11 protein-coding genes and 10 pseudogenes are annotated in these 15,960 nt (G+C 69.1%); 11 read left to right on the forward strand and 10 right to left on the reverse strand.

The window, feature by feature from the left end; translation table 11 throughout:
• Positions 1–229, forward strand: a pseudogene (locus AB0G56_RS41100) (LysR family transcriptional regulator); the annotation flags it as partial.
• A 418-nt stretch (positions 230–647) separates the two neighbouring features.
• Here the strand turns inward: AB0G56_RS41100 and AB0G56_RS41105 are convergent.
• Both AB0G56_RS41105 and AB0G56_RS41110 read right to left on the reverse strand, forming a co-directional pair.
• Positions 648–776: pseudogene (locus tag AB0G56_RS41105) on the reverse strand (IS630 family transposase); the annotation flags it as partial.
• A 121-nt stretch (positions 777–897) separates the two neighbouring features.
• Positions 898–1,641 carry an alpha/beta hydrolase gene (locus AB0G56_RS41110; RefSeq protein WP_360981161.1) on the reverse strand — a complete coding sequence of 248 codons (744 nt, stop codon included), beginning with the start codon at positions 1,639–1,641 and terminating at the stop codon, positions 898–900.
• A gap of 386 nt (positions 1,642–2,027) precedes the next feature.
• Between AB0G56_RS41110 and AB0G56_RS41115 the strand changes: the two are divergent.
• Both AB0G56_RS41115 and AB0G56_RS41120 read left to right on the forward strand, forming a co-directional pair.
• Positions 2,028–2,881, forward strand: a pseudogene (locus AB0G56_RS41115) (putative RNA methyltransferase).
• Positions 2,878–3,087 (forward strand): annotated as a pseudogene (locus AB0G56_RS41120) (transposase); the annotation flags it as partial. The pseudogenes AB0G56_RS41115 and AB0G56_RS41120, both read left to right, overlap by 4 nt.
• Positions 3,088–3,373: 286 nt before the next feature.
• On the opposite strand, the gene AB0G56_RS41125 reads toward AB0G56_RS41120, so the two are convergent.
• Entirely contained in the window at positions 3,374–3,754 is a 381-nt protein-coding gene (locus AB0G56_RS41125) for a helix-turn-helix domain-containing protein (protein ID WP_360981164.1), read from the reverse strand.
• 114 nt (positions 3,755–3,868) lie between these two features.
• Between AB0G56_RS41125 and AB0G56_RS41130 the strand changes: the two genes are divergently transcribed.
• A complete protein-coding gene (locus AB0G56_RS41130) occupies positions 3,869–4,720 on the forward strand; it encodes an SDR family oxidoreductase (RefSeq protein ID WP_360981167.1) in 852 nt (283 codons plus the stop codon).
• 253 nt (positions 4,721–4,973) lie between these two features.
• Here the strand turns inward: AB0G56_RS41130 and AB0G56_RS41135 are convergent.
• Positions 4,974–5,920: pseudogene (locus tag AB0G56_RS41135) on the reverse strand (glutaminase).
• A gap of 259 nt (positions 5,921–6,179) precedes the next feature.
• Here AB0G56_RS41135 and AB0G56_RS41140 point away from each other — a divergent pair.
• A pseudogene (locus tag AB0G56_RS41140) lies at positions 6,180–6,401 on the forward strand (leucine zipper domain-containing protein); the annotation flags it as partial.
• Positions 6,402–7,201: 800 nt separating this feature from the next.
• On the opposite strand, the gene AB0G56_RS41145 reads toward AB0G56_RS41140, so the two are convergent.
• The gene (locus AB0G56_RS41145) at positions 7,202–7,465 is read right to left on the reverse strand and encodes a hypothetical protein (RefSeq protein ID WP_360981170.1); all 264 of its coding nucleotides are present in this window, start codon (positions 7,463–7,465) and stop codon (positions 7,202–7,204) included.
• A gap of 156 nt (positions 7,466–7,621) precedes the next feature.
• On the opposite strand from AB0G56_RS41145, the pseudogene AB0G56_RS41150 reads away from it, so the two are divergent.
• Positions 7,622–7,975: pseudogene (locus AB0G56_RS41150) on the forward strand (Ku protein); the annotation flags it as partial.
• Between the two features lie 214 nt (positions 7,976–8,189).
• On the opposite strand, the gene AB0G56_RS41155 reads toward AB0G56_RS41150, so the two are convergent.
• Positions 8,190–8,624, reverse strand: a complete 435-nt coding sequence (locus tag AB0G56_RS41155) for a hypothetical protein (protein WP_360981173.1) — start codon at positions 8,622–8,624, stop codon at positions 8,190–8,192.
• Positions 8,625–9,140: 516 nt separating this feature from the next.
• On the opposite strand from AB0G56_RS41155, the gene AB0G56_RS41160 reads away from it, so the two are divergent.
• The 5 genes and pseudogenes from AB0G56_RS41160 to AB0G56_RS41180 all read left to right on the forward strand — a co-directional run bounded on the left by AB0G56_RS41160 (position 9,141) and on the right by AB0G56_RS41180 (position 12,424).
• Positions 9,141–10,343, forward strand: coding sequence for a hypothetical protein (locus AB0G56_RS41160; RefSeq protein WP_360981189.1), 1,203 nt, complete (start codon positions 9,141–9,143; stop codon positions 10,341–10,343).
• 132 nt (positions 10,344–10,475) lie between these two features.
• Positions 10,476–10,943, forward strand: coding sequence for a hypothetical protein (locus tag AB0G56_RS41165; protein ID WP_360981176.1), 468 nt, complete (start codon positions 10,476–10,478; stop codon positions 10,941–10,943).
• A gap of 223 nt (positions 10,944–11,166) precedes the next feature.
• Positions 11,167–12,021, forward strand: a pseudogene (locus AB0G56_RS41170) (IS5 family transposase).
• Positions 12,018–12,251: a hypothetical protein gene (locus AB0G56_RS41175; protein ID WP_360981179.1), complete on the forward strand. Its 234-nt coding sequence runs from the start codon at positions 12,018–12,020 to the stop codon at positions 12,249–12,251. The pseudogene AB0G56_RS41170 and the gene AB0G56_RS41175 overlap by 4 nt, the downstream one beginning before the upstream one ends.
• A complete protein-coding gene (locus AB0G56_RS41180; RefSeq protein ID WP_266993349.1) occupies positions 12,248–12,424 on the forward strand; it encodes a type IV toxin-antitoxin system AbiEi family antitoxin domain-containing protein in 177 nt (58 codons plus the stop codon). The genes AB0G56_RS41175 and AB0G56_RS41180 overlap by 4 nt, the downstream gene beginning before the upstream one ends.
• Before the next feature lie 70 nt (positions 12,425–12,494).
• On the opposite strand, the pseudogene AB0G56_RS41185 reads toward AB0G56_RS41180, so the two are convergent.
• From AB0G56_RS41185 to AB0G56_RS41200, 4 genes and pseudogenes are all read right to left on the reverse strand, one after another.
• Positions 12,495–12,590 (reverse strand): annotated as a pseudogene (locus AB0G56_RS41185) (IS5/IS1182 family transposase); the annotation flags it as partial.
• Positions 12,591–12,785: 195 nt separating this feature from the next.
• Positions 12,786–13,901, reverse strand: a complete 1,116-nt coding sequence (locus AB0G56_RS41190) for a hypothetical protein (RefSeq protein WP_360981183.1) — start codon at positions 13,899–13,901, stop codon at positions 12,786–12,788.
• Between the two features lie 459 nt (positions 13,902–14,360).
• Positions 14,361–14,684 (reverse strand): integrase core domain-containing protein, encoded by a 324-nt coding sequence (locus AB0G56_RS41195; protein WP_360981186.1) that lies wholly within the window; start codon positions 14,682–14,684, stop codon positions 14,361–14,363.
• Positions 14,665–15,960 (reverse strand): annotated as a pseudogene (locus tag AB0G56_RS41200) (IS30 family transposase); the annotation flags it as partial. The pseudogene AB0G56_RS41200 and the gene AB0G56_RS41195, both read right to left, overlap by 20 nt.

Genomic DNA, 15,960 nt, shown 5'->3' on the forward strand with positions numbered 1-15,960 from the left:
GCACGAACTCATCGCCGCGGGGCAGGCCGTGGCCATCGGGCCGCCCCTCGACCACGCGACCGGCCTGCATCCCAGCCTGACCACCGTCCCGTTGCGGGGGGTCGAACCGAGCCAGGTCGTACTCGCCACCCGCGCCGGCGACCGCAGCCGTCTGGTCACCGCTTTCCGCAAGCATGCCGAAGCTCTGCTGACCGGAACCCACCGGGCTGGACCGATCCCCACGACATGAGCAGCGGCGACTCCGCCCGCCTACGCAAGCGATCACGGCCCCTGCCTGGTCTGCCCCCACAGCGTCCCGACAAGATCGGGGGCCTCCTTTGGGGACGTCCTGCGCACCGCTGAACTGGACGACGCCGAGCGGACTGCGCTCGGTCAGGGCACCAACAGCACAGTACGGCGTGGTCAAGGCCGCGCCTCGCGTGTCAGCACCACACCCGAGGCGCACCGACACCCGGTATCCACCGCGCTCACCGCGCCCGAAGCCGGCAGTGAGGGCGTGCAGGGCGCACGCGCGTACAGGCGAGTTCGTGCCGAGCAGGGCGTCGGCGGGGCAGAACACCACGCTCAGGTCTCGTAGTTCATGGGCTGACAGGTCCGCCTCTCGCCCTGATCGCGTCGGCGTTGCGTCCACCACAACGTGCCTGTCCCTGTGCGGACAACAGCACCATCTGGGGCCGCCGCCAGGTCACCACCGAACCGGTACCTCTGCGGATGAACCGCAGCAGCCGCCTGCCCTCGTCGTTGTCGATCTCCCGGACGCGTACCCGTTCTGCCACCGCACAGCCTGACGCCACTGCACCATCCGGACCAGCGTCCGGACGTCGCGTCACTTCACCCACGAGCAGAAGCGATCACGGGTCGCCGAGCGGTCCGCGCTCAGGACGGCCTGCGGACCGTTCAGCAGGTGCGAGGTGTGTCATGGGCGGCGTGGAAGAGAAGGTGGGCTGTCTGGCTTCCGGCCCGTACGGCGTGGTCGGCGTGGCTGGGTCGGCAGCGGCGGAGCTCGGGGTCGTACTCGGTCATGATCACACCGGCGTGGTCGGTGTCGGGCTCCTCGAGTGAGGTTGGCCAGCCCCGGTGCTGGAGAGCCGCATGGAGTTGGCGTGACTGTCGGACGTCCACGACCGGATCAGCAGATCCGTGGATCAGCCGGACGGGGATGGCCGGCAGCGACTTTTCGGCCCTTGTCAGTCCGTCGATGGGGGCGCGGGCCGTCAGCGGTTCCGGTCGGGTGTATCCGCCGGCGATACCGACGACGGCGCGAGGTCTCCAGCCGTCGAGTGCGCAGGGGTCCATGGCGGCAGCCATCGCAGCGTTGCTCCCCAGGGACCAGCCGGCAAGCGCGATCCGGCCGGTGTCCCCGCCGAATTCGGCTGCGTTCTGCTGGACGAACATGGCGGACTCGCGTAGGTGGGTTCGACCGGTGTCATCGGCGTCCGGCCGCCAGTCCGGGACGAAACACACGACACCCAGCGAAGCCGCGGCCCGGGCGAGCGGCGCGAGAACGTCCCGCTCATCGGGACCTCTTCCGTGCCAGAGCAGCACGACCGGCGAAGCCTCCGATGCAGTCGCAGGCCGATAGACGTCCACACGCTGTCCACTGGCTCCGTACACGAGCCCGCTCACCACAGCGACATCCACTGTCAACACTGCCCGCCCCGTTCTGCATGACGTCCTGGCGCATCGCGCGCCAGGCCCCGACCCTACCGATCGGGCTGCGCACCCAGACGCTCGCGGACACGGCGAACTCTGCCTGATGCGGCACTGGGCCGTGTCTCGCGACTTCGGTGGCGTACGGGCCCCTTCGCCGACTCTCGTAGACTGATGACGTGGCATTCATGAGCACCCCGCACTGCTGCTTCCTGTGACCGGAAGGCGTTGAGGGCGATACCGAACGGCGTCGCCCTCCTTGGTGTGCTGCTGCGTGGACCACGCTCCCGTCGCTTCCCGTTCCCTTCTGAGGCAGTGACGCTCTGAGCGCAGCCGCAGGCACGGACTCTTCCCTTCACCCTTGCCAGGAGTGCCTCGTGCCCGTGTCACTTCCCCCTGCCCTCAAGCTGTCCCTCGACCTGCTGCGCTGCCCATCGTGCCGCACGCGCCCGCTGCAGCCCGACCGCGGTGCACTGCGCTGCCCGGTGGGCCACACCTTCGACATCGCCCGCCACGGCTACGCAGGCCTGCTGACGGGCACCCGCGCCACCAGCGGCGACGACGCGCGGCCGGTATCCAGGCGCGGGACCGGTTCCTGTCCACCGGCGCCTACGCGCCCATCCGCGAGGTCGGGGCCCGCCTGGCAGCCGACGCCGTGTCCGAGCAGGCCACGGTGGTGGAGGTGGGGTGCGGCACGGGCTACTGCCTGGCCGGCGTGCTCGACCACCTGCCCGGCGCCCGCGGTCTGGGTCTGGACACGTCGGTGCGCGCACTGCGATCAGCAGCCCGAGCCCCCGCCCGAGCCGCCGCGGTTGCCTGGGACGCCTTCCGTCCCCTCCCGCTGGCCGACGGGGCGGCCGATGCCCTGCTGAACGTGTTCGCCCCGTGCAACCCGGCCGAGTTCCACCGGGTGCTGCGCCCGACCGGCCGGTTGATCGTGATCCGTCCCACCGGGCGGCACCTGGCTGAGCTGCGCAGCCGGTTGCCTGCGATGGTCACGATCGACCCGGCCAAGGAACATCGCCTGCACCGGGCTCTGCATCCCTTCTTCGAGGCCGCGGTCACCGCACGGGTGGAGTACCCCGCGCACCTGTCGAGGCTGGATGCCCTGGATCTGGTAGCGATGACGCCGAGCGCACGTCACGTGAGCCGCGCGGACCTGAGTGACGGCCGCGTCCTGCCTGATCAGGTCACCGTCTCCGTGCTGGCCACCGCCTACCCGCCCCGGTGACCACGAGCGGGCGCATGCGCCTGCTGACCGACGAGCAGTGGGTACGCCTGGCCCCTGTCTTCCCCCGCAACGCAGGAAAGGCACGGCGTCCGTTCGCCGACCACCGCCGCATCGCCGAAGGGATCCCCCACCGGCACCGCACCGGAATTGCCTGGAGGGATCTGCCCTGCGAAGAGTTCGGTCCCTGGCAGACGGTATGGAAGCGTGATCGCAGTTGAGCGGCTGACGGCACCTCGGGCACGGTACTGGCGCAGCTGACCGCCGAGGCGGACTGCCGAGCGGATCCGCCGGCGGTACGGCCCACCCACGTGAGGCCGTGGAGCGGCCGGCAGACCCACGGATCGGCGGCCCGGCCGGGCCGCCGACCCGGGAGATCCAGGCCGCGGGCCCCGGGCACGCCAGGGTGAAGGAGCGGTCAGGGACCGAGGCCAAGGCCGGCGTGAAGAAGACCGCCCGGCAACTACCGCAGACGCGCTCTGTGACAGCGGCCTCTCATGCCTCTCCCGTACGGGCGTCGTAGGCACCGCGTGCTGCATGCACGCGGGCTGCGTTTGTCCTGGACCAGTCCGCGATGGCTGTGGTGAGTGCTTCCGCTTCGCGGCCGAGGCTGGTGAGGGCGTACTCGACCCGTGGAGGGATCGTCGGGTAGACGGTGCGGCTGACCAGGCCGTCGCGTTCGAGGTTGCGGAGCGCCTGCGTGAGGGACTTCTGGGTCACGCCTTCGACATGTCGGCGCAGTTCGGTGAAACGCAGGGGACGGTCGTTCTGGCCGAGCACGCCCAGAACGTAGAGCGACCACTTGTTCGCCAGCACACTCACGACGGTGCGCGACGGGCAATCCTTCGAGTAGGTGATCTTCGAGTCGGTATCCATCAGGTACCTATATATCCAGACGGTGCCTACTTCACAAACGATACGCCACCTGGGCAGGCTGGAGAGACTGTGACGCGTTGCGCACACCCCCTTGATGCTGACGATGGAGGTGCCATGATTTTGGTGACTGGAGCGACGGGCAAGATCGGTACCGAGACGGTGCGGCTCCTGAACAGCGAGCGTCTCCCCGTCAGGGCACTGGTGCGGGATGCGGCACGTGCGCCGCAGGACGGAAGCTGGGGTGGCGTTGAGATCGCTGTCGGCGATTTCGACCAGCCCGACACACTCGACGCGGCGATGGCCGGTGTCGACACTCTTGTCTTGATCACCCCGTCGGTTCCCACCCAGGAGATCGCGGCCATCGACAGTGCCGTCGGCCAGGCTGTGAAGCACGTCGTCAAGATCACGAACCACAAGGCGACGGACAACTCTCCCGTCGACCGCCGCCGGGATCATGCACGCATCGAGGCTCACCTCAGAGCGAGCGGCCTGACATACACACTCCTCGCCCCCAACCTGCTCATGCAGAACCTGTTCTCCATGGCTCCGGTGATCAAGCAGACACACGGGTTCGTGATGTCTGCCGGCGACGGCCAGTCCGGCATGATCGATTCACGTGACGTGTCCGCAGCCGCGGCGGCCGTCGCAGCTGACCCCGCCGGCCATGAGGGGTGCACCCACCTGCTGACCGGTCCTGAACTCGTCACCTACGCCGACGTTGCCGTCGAGCTGTCCCGCGCCCTGGGCGAAGAGATCGAGTACCGCCGGCTCACGCCCGACCAGCACCGCGAGGCCATGGTCCAAGCTGGGCTTCCCGAACCGGTCGCCGCCTCCAATGCCCAGGTCTTCGGACTGATCGCTGAAGGAGATGCCGCCTGGCTGTCCCATGACGTCACCACCCTCACCGGACACGATCCCCGTAGCCTGCGAACCTTCCTCACGGACCACGTATCCGCATTCAAGTAGGCCATCGACGTGTGACATGTGGCGTGTGTGAGGTTCCCCCGAGATGCGGGGAGAGGTGACGGCAGGTCAGATAGGGATCCTGAGAGGAGCTCTGACGATGCCTGCCCCGAGGAAGTATCCACTGGAGTTGCCGCGACGGCGCTGCCCTTCACGTCGTCGGCGCGCGTCTGGAGACGGGTGTCGAGCAGGTGCTCCTCGTAGGTCACCCCCGCCCCCCTTCGTCTCATGCCCCGGGGCGGGGCCTTTCGGTTAGTCAGAACACCGACAGTCCGGTCAGCGTCGTGAACCGGTCGAGGGCGGCCACGCCGGCCACCGAGTTGCCGCGTTCGTCCAGGCCCGGGCTCCACACGCACAGCGTGCACCGCCCCGGTACGACGGCGATGATCCCGCCGCCGACCCCGCTCTTGCCGGGCAGGCCGACCCGGTAGGCGAAGTCGCCGGCGGCGTCGTAGGTGCCGCAGGTCAGCATGACCGCGTTGACCTGTTTGGCCTGGCTGTTGCTGAGCAGCCGGCTGCCGTCGGCGCGGATGCCGTGCCGGGCGAGGAAGCCGGTGGCGAGCGCGAGATCGGCGCAGGAGGCGGCGATGGAGCACTGCCGGAAGTATTGGTCGAGCAGGACCGGCACCTCGTTGTCGACGTTGCCGTAGGACGCCATGAAGTGGGCCAGGGCGGCGTTGCGGTCGCCGTGCGCGGTCTCGGAGGCGGCGACCTCCCTGTCGAAGTGTCGAAGTCCAGGGCGGGGTTCCCGCTCTCGGCGCGCAGAAAGGCCAGCAGTTCGCCGGCCGCGTCCCCGGTACGGGTCTGGAGACGGTCGGTGACGACGAGGGCACCGGCGTTGATGAAGGGGTTGCGCGGGATGCCGTTCTCGTACTCCAGCTGGACCAGCGAATTGAACGGGTTGCCGGAGGGCTCCCGGCCGACGTGCTCCCACAGTTCGTCGCCCTCGCGGGCCAGGTCCAGGGCGAGGGTGAACACCTTGGTGATGGACTGGGCGGAGAAGGGCTGGCGCCATTCCCCCACCCCGTACACCGTGCCGTCCAGCTCGGCGACGGCCATGCCGAAGCTGCGGGGGTCGCGGGCGGCGAGCGCCGGTATGTAGTCGGCGGCGCGGCCCCGGCCCGGGGTGTGCTCCAGCTCCTCGGCTATGCGCTCCAGGATCGGCAGGAAGGCGCCGGACGACGTCGTTGTCATGATCACCATCATGCCTTCCCGTCGTTCCCGGAGCCCCCTGGCCCGTGCCCCCGAGACTGGCCGTGACCGCAGGTCAGGCGACCAGTCCCCACTGCCCGCCGGGTTCTCCGCGACGTCCAGGGCGCGCTCCAGGTCCAGGACCGGCGCGGACCTTCTGCACGGCCTAGCTGTATTGACCATGAGCGTGGTTGACGCCTGTCGGGCTTGATCATGGCGAAGACCTCCGGTGTGGTGGAGCTGTCTAGGAACGCACCGCACGGAGGTCTTCGTGTCCCACCGTAATGCCCGGCTGACCGTTCACGGCAGGCGGCTGCTGATCGAGCGTGTCCGCTCCGGCCGTCCCGTCGCGCATGTGGCCGCTGAGATGGGCATCTCGCGGCCCACTGCCCACAAGTGGCTGCGCCGCTGGAGGCAGGAGGGAGAAGCCGGTCTGTACGACCGGTCCAGCCGGCCCCACAGGACGCCCCACCGCACTCCCGCTGCGGTTGAGGTTCCCCCGCAGTGCGGGAGAACCTCACTCGGAGGCCAGCCACCGATCAGCCGTGTGAACAACCCTGCGGGTCAATACACCTAGCCGGTCGGCTGGCGCTCGCTGAGGAGCTCGCGGACGGCCGACGGCGGTGCCGGCGTATCCAGGCGGTCGGTGGGGACCTGCCGGCGCGGATCCGGATGTGCTTGTACTGCTACGCGCCAGATCCTGAGTCCGGCGTCGGCGACCGCGGCGAACGTCACCCGAGCCGGCTCGGGACCGCGCCCCAGCAGGCGTCGGCGCACCCCCAGCTGACCGAATCCGATCTCACCCACTGCCGTGCCTGCAAGAAAGACTTCGACCAGAGCGCCGCTGCCTGGCCCCAGCAAGGCGCGAGGTCTCGAGGCCGAGACTGCTGATCCGCGGCCGGCTGCCGGACGCGAAGGGGACGCAGGGGAAGCTCGTGGTCGCCTAATCGTCCGGTGAGCCCGCCAGGAGGTGCGGCCCGGGACCTTTCATCCGAGCGGAGAAACCGTGAGTGCAGGTATTTTCATAATCATGGCCGTCCTGTCGCCGATCCTTGTGCCACTGTGGGTCGCTGCGATCGGTCTGTTCTGCATCCGCATCAGCCACAAAACTGAATCTATACGCCGCACCAGGGCGCCCTGCGGCGCGTCGGTGCAGTCGGGCGCGTGCAGGACGCGCCGGGCGGAGCCGCGCCCGACGCGGACCTTCTGCATGACCCAGCCGGTCGGGCGGCGCTCTCCGAAGATCTCGCGGACGGCTGACGGCGGCGGCGCTTCCAGCCGGTCGGTGGGGACCTAGTCGTAGTCGACGCCGTCGACCGGCCGCTCGTGCTCCGGGGCGCGGACCCGCACCCGGTACTCCGCGGCCCGCACGGCGCCGTCCTCGCTGCCCTCGTACGACGGCAGGCCCACTTGGAACACCCGGCCGGTCTCGGTCTGCCGCCGCCTCCACAGCCGCGCGACGATCTCCTGCTCGGGATGCCCCAGCAGCGGGTCGGCAGGCAGCACGACCCGCACCGGCACGGGGCCGGGTGCAGCAGGGTCAGGGGGCGTCGTCACGTTCCCACCGTACGCAGCCTTTCTGGGGCCGTGTGAGCCGCCTACGTCGGCGGCCCTTTCGCGAGGGAGACGTGTCTGGGTGCCGTGGGGCGGGCGGGCTCGTAGCCTGGAGGTGCTCGGGGCTGATGAGAGAGGGCTGTCTGTACGCCTCGAACGATCTGGTCCGGCGCCATCTCGTTCGGCCTGGTCACGGTCCCCATCCACGTCCAGTCGGCGACCGAGGACCACTCGGTCCATTTCCACCAGTACCACCTGGAGGACGGCGGCCGGGTCCGGTATCGGAAGGTGTGCGAGTTGGAGGGCCGGGAGGTCGAGCAGTCGGAGATCGGCAACGGGTATGAGGTCAGCCGGGACCAGGTGATCCCGATCAGTGACGCCGAGCTGGACAACCTGCCGCTGCCGACCGCCCGCACGGTGGAGATCGATGCGTTCGTGCCGCTGGATTCGATCGATCCGATCCGGCTCGGAGACGGCTACTACCTGGCACCGGACGGGCAGGTCGCCGCGAAGCATCGGCTGGCGATCAGGTCGCGGTCAAGGGGGTCTGTGATAGAGGAGCCCGCCCGGCCGTGGCGCGCCCCGGCGCGGTGCAGCGATGCCGGGAACCGCACCGCAGGCGCCCGGCGATGCCGGTGCGATGGTGCGGTGGGAGCGCACCACGGTGGTGCGGTGGTGCGCCGGGGATGCGCGCCGCACCGCACCACCACCGTCGCGGAGGTTGCGGCTACGCGGTGGTCGGATGCGCGTCCATCGCCTGCTTCATCCCCGCGGCCTCCAACTGGCGCAGGACGTCGGCGACGTCGCCGTGGTCCTCGGTGAGGATGTTCTCGGTGAAGCGGGTGATGGTGTCGGCGATGCCCGGCAGACCGCCCAGGCACACGCCGTGGCACAGGAGCTCCAGCAGCAGCCGCCCGAGCGCCGCGGCCAGGAAGGAGTGCGCGCAGGGCTCCCCGTCGCGGTCGTCCACGGCGGTGATGGGGATGAAGACCCGCGCGGCGACGTCCAGGAGCAGCCGGTGCAGCTCCGGGCCCGTGTCGTCGGCGACCGCGCAGGCGGTGTCGATGTCGTCGGCCTGCATCGCCCGGATGTAGGCGAAGGCGGCGGCGACGTCCTCCGGCTCCATCGGGGCGAGCGGCGCGGTGACGGTGTTCTCGGGCATAAGGGGCTCCTCATCGTCGGGCCGCCCCGCTGATCGCGGCGGCCTCGAAGCCACCCTCGAACCGCGGCCCTGTGGACAGAGTCCGGCCGCTGAAGGGGGAGAACTCTCCTCTCCCCCTTCGGTTGATCACGATGCGGTCACGACGGAGGGGTTTTCCGAGGTCGGCGTCACACGGAGCCCGAATTTCCAACCAGTAGAAGGTGAATGGCGAGATAGGCCTCGCCCCACCTCCAGGAGCATTCTGTGTCCGCAGACGACCCCGAGCAGCACCTCGACCAGACTGGAGAGGCCCCCTCCGTGGACCCCTCCATCGCCCCCTCCGCGCCCCATCATCAGAAGTCGGGCGTTTCCGCAGGTCAGGCACGGTGGACAGGGGGTCGCCGCAGGTCCGACAACCCTCATGTAGATGTAGCAAGGCGTCCCAAGCACCGGAGGACTTCGACCGAGCCGCGACGCCGGGAACTGCTGCAGGCGCTCGGGATCTTCCAGAGGGCTACGCCTGACCAGCTGTGGAAGCTGACCCGTCCGGGCAACCAGCACGACAAGCTCGTGCGGGACAACCTCCGGGATCTGGAGGACCACCACCTGGTGAGGATCGAAGCAGTCCGGGAGGACCAGCGACAGGTGTGGGTGCTGACCAAGCGAGGACACGGCGAGGCGAAGAAGCTGCTGGAGCCGAAGGGCATACGGGTCTCGGCACTGCGCGAGAAGAAGTACGACCCGGTCACCGGGAAGCTGCTCGGCGCCAGCTACGACGACCACGCCGCGGCGGTCACCACGACGGCCGCCGAACTCCACCGTGCCGGGATCGGTCACCGGCTCGGCTTCGCCACCGAGATCGGGCACCGGCTCGCGGACGGGTACGTGCAGCGGGCGGACCTGGGGGTGCGGGCGCCGGAGGCCGGGGTGTCGATACTGCTGCTGGAGCTCGACCGCCGCTCCGAGGACGCGCACGACCTGGTCGCCAAGCTGCGCCGGTACGGGGAGTGGGGCCGGCTGCTCCCGAAGGACGCGGACAAGCCCACCGTGGACCTGGTCCGCTCCCGGCCGGACACGATCGAGCACGTCGACCACGACAAGCGGATGTGGCGCAGGGTCTACCCGCCGACCGGCCGGGAGGGCCTGGTCCCGGTGGCGTTCGTGTTCGCGGACACCACTGAGGCGAAGGTCGCCAACACGGTCGCCGTGCTGGAGGAGGCCGGCCGCCGCTACTGGGCGCCGCGCCGGTACAACACCCTCTACCCGAAGGCGGTCACCGCGCGGGACTACCGCCAGGCGGTGCCCGTCGTCGTCACCACCCTGGAGCAGCTGACGGAGCACGGCGCCGGTGCGGCGGTGTGGCGGCGGCTGGGACGGACCGGGAAGCAGACGCTGACGGACGCGCTCGACAACCCCGACGGCCACGCCCTCTACCGCGCCCAGGAGGCCCGCGCCGACGCGGAGGACAAGCAGCGCCGCGCCGCACAGCGGGAGGCGGAGCGCCCGGTGTGCAAGCGCTGCGGGCGGAAGTTCACCGACGAACGCTGGGAGGAGATCACCGTGCACCGGACCGCCGTACGGGCCGGAGACAAGTCCGTGTGCGGCCCATGCCACGCCGACGACGTCGCCCGCCAGGAAGCCGCCGCCGAAGCCGCCCGACTCCAGGCCGCCACGCCGCCGGAGCCGGCGGACGACCCCGAGCCGGGCCGGAGCCGCGGCTGGTTCCGCCGGCGGACGTGACCGAGTGCCCGCTGTGCGGTCAGCAGCCGCCAGGCCGCACAGCGGGACCGACCCCGAAGTCACCGCACCAACGGGCGGGACGGACGGGCCCATCCGACGGTGACAGCCCACCGGAGGCCCTACACAGGCCGTATGAGACGCAGCCGAGAAGAGAACGCACCCCAGGATCTGCCGGGCGACCTGTGGCACGCCCTGGCCCAGCTCCACCACACCCATCCCGACCCTGTAGGTCGTGTCGGGCCGCTCGCCCGCCCGGTCGGGCTACTGGCCTTCACCGCGGCCGCCGACACCATCCTCGCGGCCCGGGTGCAGCTGACGGGCGCGGAGACGATGCGCGAGGTGAATGAGACGCTCCGCGCGATGACCGGTGACCTGCCCCACGCTCACTTCACCGGACCCGGCGTCGCCCTGGAGCTCACCCTCAGCAGACGCCGGGAGCTCCCGGTCCACGCGGCACACATCGCCGGACTCACCCGGCTCTTCCGGCACGCCTCCGGCACCATCGACGCCCGGAGTACCCCGGGCGGTGGCCGCTGTTTCCACTGCGACGGGACCGGACGCGCTCGCCCGCTGTGGGAGCCGACGGCCGGGCACGCCTGAGCAGGAGACCCCGGCCCGGCTAACTCAAGCTCCAGGACCAAGGCGACGAGCTCAACGCCGCCCGCACGACCCACCGCGAACTCATGACCCAGCTCAACCGCGACGACTCGATGGCTCTGAGAGGGCGTTAAGTCCCGTTCTTGATGATGTGGTGTCGCCCGTTCGTGGGTGGTGGGACGGTTCCGTCCCCGCGTCATGTCGTGTGCATGATGGGGTCGCGGACATGGAACGGATGCCGTACGCAACCGACTTGTCCGACGAGCAGTGGGCGTTGATCGAGCCGCTGGTCACCGCGTGGAAGCAGGAGCGGGTGGCGCGGTCGGCGACTGGGGACCCGGGGTCCTGCGACCTGCGCGAGGTCGTGAACGCGCTACTCTACCAGAACCGGACGGGCTGTCAGTGGCGGCTCCTGCCGCACGACCTCCCGGCCTGGTCGGCGGTGTTCTACTACTTCACCCTGTGGCGCGAGGACGGCCTTGACCAGCGGATCCAGGAAATCCTGCGCTGCCAGGTGCGGGAGCGGTCCAGACGATGAGAGGACCCGTCCCTGGTGATCATCGACACCCAGTCCGTCCGCGTGGCGGCCGGGGTGCCGAAGGAGACGACGGGACTGGACGCGAACAAGAAGACGCCCGGCAGGAAGCGGGGACTTGCCGTCGACGTGCTGGGCCTGATCATCGGTGTAGTGATCCTCGCCGCGAGCGCGCACGACAACGAGGCCGGCATCGCCCTGCTGGACCAGGCGGCCGAGCGGTGCGGGATGCGCCTGGAGAAGGTCCTGGTCGACCAGGGTTGCAAAGACGCGGTGGTCATCCACGGAGCGGTGAAGGACATCACCGTCGAGGTGGTCCGACGCAACCCCGACAAGGAGGGCAAGGGCTTCGTTCCGCCACCGAAGCGGTGGGTGGTCGAGCAGGTCAACGGCACCCTCATGCTGCAGCGGCGCCTCGCCCGCGACTACGACCACCGGCCCGACAACGCGGCCTCCCGCGTCTACTGGGCCTCCACCGCCGGCATGCTCCGCCGCCTCACCACCCCTGCCCCTACCTGGCGGGATGACGTGGAGCTGGCCGCGTGAACGTCTGCGAACTCCTGCGGCTACTGCAGACCGAACACGATGAGACCGCAGCCCGCGCCGACAGCCTGCGCGAGCAGATCGAGCGGCTCACCACCGCCCTCGCCGAGACCGAAGCCCGCCTGGCCGAGCTCGCCGCCACCCGCAAGGTCATCGACGGCCTCTCACCCCTCCCGACCAGGCAACGGCCTCCGCGGAGACCGCCACCGCCACCGTCTACCAGAGCATCGTGACCACGTTCAACGAGCACCCCGGGAAGGTGTTCCGCGTCCGCGATCTGCACGAGCACCTCGGCCTGCCCACCGACGAGCCCTCGATCAACGTCACTCGCTCCCGCCTGGGACGACTCGTCCGCCAGGGACTCCTCACCCAACCGGGACGCGGCCGCTATCAGAAACGGACTTAACGCCCTCTCAGATGCTCAAGATCCATTGTCTCGAGTGTCCAAGATCAGGGGTGAGGGCCCCTTGGCCACTCACCCGGGCCTTCGTCCATTCGGCGAACCGGCGGTGGGCCGTCGCGCCGGACGGCCCGAACGACGCCGACGGTAGCTGCTGCCACGTACAGCCGGACTCACAGGGCGTAGAGAACTCCATGATCTTGGAAGCCGTGCCTGTCACGTTCCGGGGCACCGCCGAACTGGCGGATCGTCACGCACCGGGCGTCACGAAACTACGCCGAAGCCCTGGGTCCGTCCCCGCCGGGACGGCGGGGACCGGCGCTCACGGGCGCCCGGTCAGGCGTGGTGGACGTCTGGCCGGAACCGGTCAGAACGGTATGTCGAGGGATTGCCTCTTGTTGTGGTAGTCGAGCATCGAACTGTTGAAGAGCCCTCCCATATGGTGGTTCTTCGTGGCCGTGATCGTGAGCGTCGCCGACTTGGTGTCACCGGGCACTTCCCAGTAGACCTTTCCACCGAAGAAGGCGTTGTCGGAGTCCTGCAGGTCGCCCGTCCGCAGCCCGGGATCGTCGAACCGCTGCGCCGGTACTTTCTGCCCTTTGTCGGTGGTGAGGACGAAGTCTTTCGTGGGGAGAGCCGTCATCCAGCTGTTTCCTCCGGTCACCTGGGTGTCGAGGGTCAGGAACGCCTTGTCGGGACTCGATGGAACCCTGAGCTCGTTGTCGGGCTGGGTGAGGGTGTAAGTGAGATGCGCCTTCTCGACGTCGATCGTCGTCGGGTACTTCCCGTCCGGGAACGTGTCCTGCTGCCCGTTCGAGGAGATGAGAGCGAAAGGGAAGGAAAGGCGTTTGGAGATTTCCGCGGTGACGCTCGGGAAACCCGTCGCATCCTGGTTCTCGGCGTCCGTCCGGTAGAGCACCACCGGATCAGCGCCGGAGCGTTCTCCGGTCACCAGGGAAAGCGACTGAACGAGATCTCCCGTCTCGATTTCGAGGGACAGGTCGTGGGCGTTCTCGGCGACGGACATCGCGACGGTTTCGTCGTGTCCCGACGGCAGCGCGTCCGGACTGAGGACGGTACGGGTGCCGTCCACCACAAGGGTGGCCCTCTTGGTGAGACCGGGGGTGTCCAAGTCGGACTGCCTGCCCAGGGAGCCGGTGGCGTCGTAACGGACCAGCAGCAGCCGCTGCCCCGCTGCCGCCTGGCGTGGCCCATGGTCGGTGCTGACGACCGGGGGCGTCGCCGTTCCCAGCAGGTGGAATTCGTAGCCCAGGCCCACAACCCTGGCCGTCGAGGGAGTACCCACCGCCTTGGTCCCCGGGCTCGTTCCCACGACGCCGACAACGGAATTCTGGCGCATCCTCGGCGCGGTGCTGCTGGGCCGCGCCGACGCCGTGTGCTTTCCGTCTCCCGATGAATCGCAGGCCGTGACGGCGGTCAGGGCAACGACAAGAAAGGCCGCGGATAAGACGCGTGATTCCATTCGGTGGTCTCCTCGTCCGGTGTGGGATGCGCTCGCGAGATCTCGAACCGTATGGTACTGACGCGCAGTTGTCCGCACCATGTCCGTTCACTGGCTCCGGTGAAGGTCCTCGACGACGAGAAAGACAGCTGTCGTCCCCGGGGCGCGGTGGCATGCCGTACCGTCGGGCGGCCCGCGTGCCTCCACCAGCCTCGCCGGCACCCTCATCTGCTATCGCCGACTCGCCAAATGAGATGACCTTCAACTGGTCGCGGCAGGGTAGGGTGCCCGTGTCGTCCCTTCCCGATGGGCCCCGCGGCGGTCAGGCGTGCTGCCGGCGGTCAGTGCCTCCCGGGCTGCGCCCTGCTGCCCTTCGTCGTGAACATCCCGACGTGGCTCTGTGCATGTTTTACCGGTTCTGGCACGACTTCCGTGAAGCGCGCACGCTGAGTGTCAATCCCCTCGAACTGTGGAGATCTTCTAAGCGGCCAGCCCCAAGGCGGAGTTGGCCCGGTGGTCGTGTTCGTAGTCGATCGGGCTGCGGTACCCGCACACGCTGTGTAGCCGCCGGGTGTTGTAGAACCCGGTGATCCTCGTGGCGATCTTCAGCCGGGCCTCGGTGCGGGTGACGAAGGTGTGCCGGTGGACGTACTCGGCTTTGAGCACGCTGTTGAACGCCTCGCTGACGGCGTTGTCGAAGCACGAGCCGACTCTGCCCATGGACTGCGTCACATCGAGACGGCGGCAGGCCCGCTTGAACCGCCGGGAGACGTACTCGGCGATTTCAATCGGTGGTTGCAACACGGGGCTGTTGTAGCGAGCGTAGCTGTTCCTCGAATACCTCGGTCGGCGTCCGCCAACCGAGGACTTTGCGGGGCCGGTTGTTGATCGCCAGCGCGACGGCTTCGAGGTCCGCGGACGACCACCGGGAGAGATCGGTGCCCTTCGGGAAGTACTGCCGCAGCAGCCCGTTTGTGTTCTCGTTCGTCGGTCGTTGCCAGGGCGAGTGCGGATCGGCGAAGAACACCCTCGTCCCGGTATCGAGAGCGAGCTGGGCATGGCCGGAGAGTTCCTTCCCTCGGTCCCAGGTGAGGGTCTTGCGTAGCTGCTCGGGCAGCTTCGCCATCGACGTGGTGAGCGCCGCGTTCATCGCGATCGCGCCATAGCCGCCGAGCGAGGTGCGGTTCTTCACCGGCGGGTTCTCGCCCCAGCCTTCGAGCCGGGGCAGGTGCACCAGGAGCGTGGAGCGGCTGCTGCGCTCGACGAGCGTGCCGATCGCGGAGCGGCCCGCTCCGATGATCAAGTCACCTTCCCAGTGTCCGGGGACTGAGCGGTCCCCGGCCTCGGCGGGGCGTTCGCTGAGGACGACGTCCGCGGTGCCATGCCCTTGCGGCTTGTTCTGCGACCGCGCACGGGGACTCCGTAGTGCCCGGCCGGTACGCAGGCAGGTGACCAGCTCCCGCTTGAGCGCACCACGGCCCTCGATGAACAGGGCCTGGTAGATCGCTTCGTGGCTGATGCGCATGGACTCATCATCGGGGAAGTCGACCTGGAGCCGGTGCGAGATCTGCTCCGGGCTCCATGCCGTCGCCCATCTTCTGTCCTGCCGGTGTGGCTTGTTCAGCCCCTTCCACGCGGGCGTCCTGGGCCCGGTGACGATCGTGCCGTCGGGACGACGGACACTGCCGGCGAGCCGTTCCTGTACGTATTCACGCAGCCTGTCGTTGCCTGCAAGCTTGGCTGCCTTCGGGCGCTTCGCGGCCTGCTGAGCCTTCCACTGAGCGACCGTGGCCCGGTACTCCTGCTTCCCGCCGCGGGTGGCGGCGTTGCGGCGCAACTCGCGCGAGACGGTCCCTGGGTCACGCCCGATCGCGCGGGCGATCTCTCGCACCTCCTTGTCCCGGGCCCGCAGAATCGCGATCTCCTCGCGCTCCTCGAAGGTCAGGTAGCGACTGGTGGGCTCGGCCAGAGAGATCGGCGGCATGCCGCCAGCATTGACGGAACCATCGAGTACCGACCGGCCACGACACTCCGACCGCCAGCGATGCCTCAGCCGTCGTGACGCCCGTGGCGATCAGCC

The sequence above is a fragment of the Streptomyces sp. NPDC021356 genome (assembly GCF_040641015.1).
Taxonomy (GTDB): domain Bacteria; phylum Actinomycetota; class Actinomycetes; order Streptomycetales; family Streptomycetaceae; genus Streptomyces.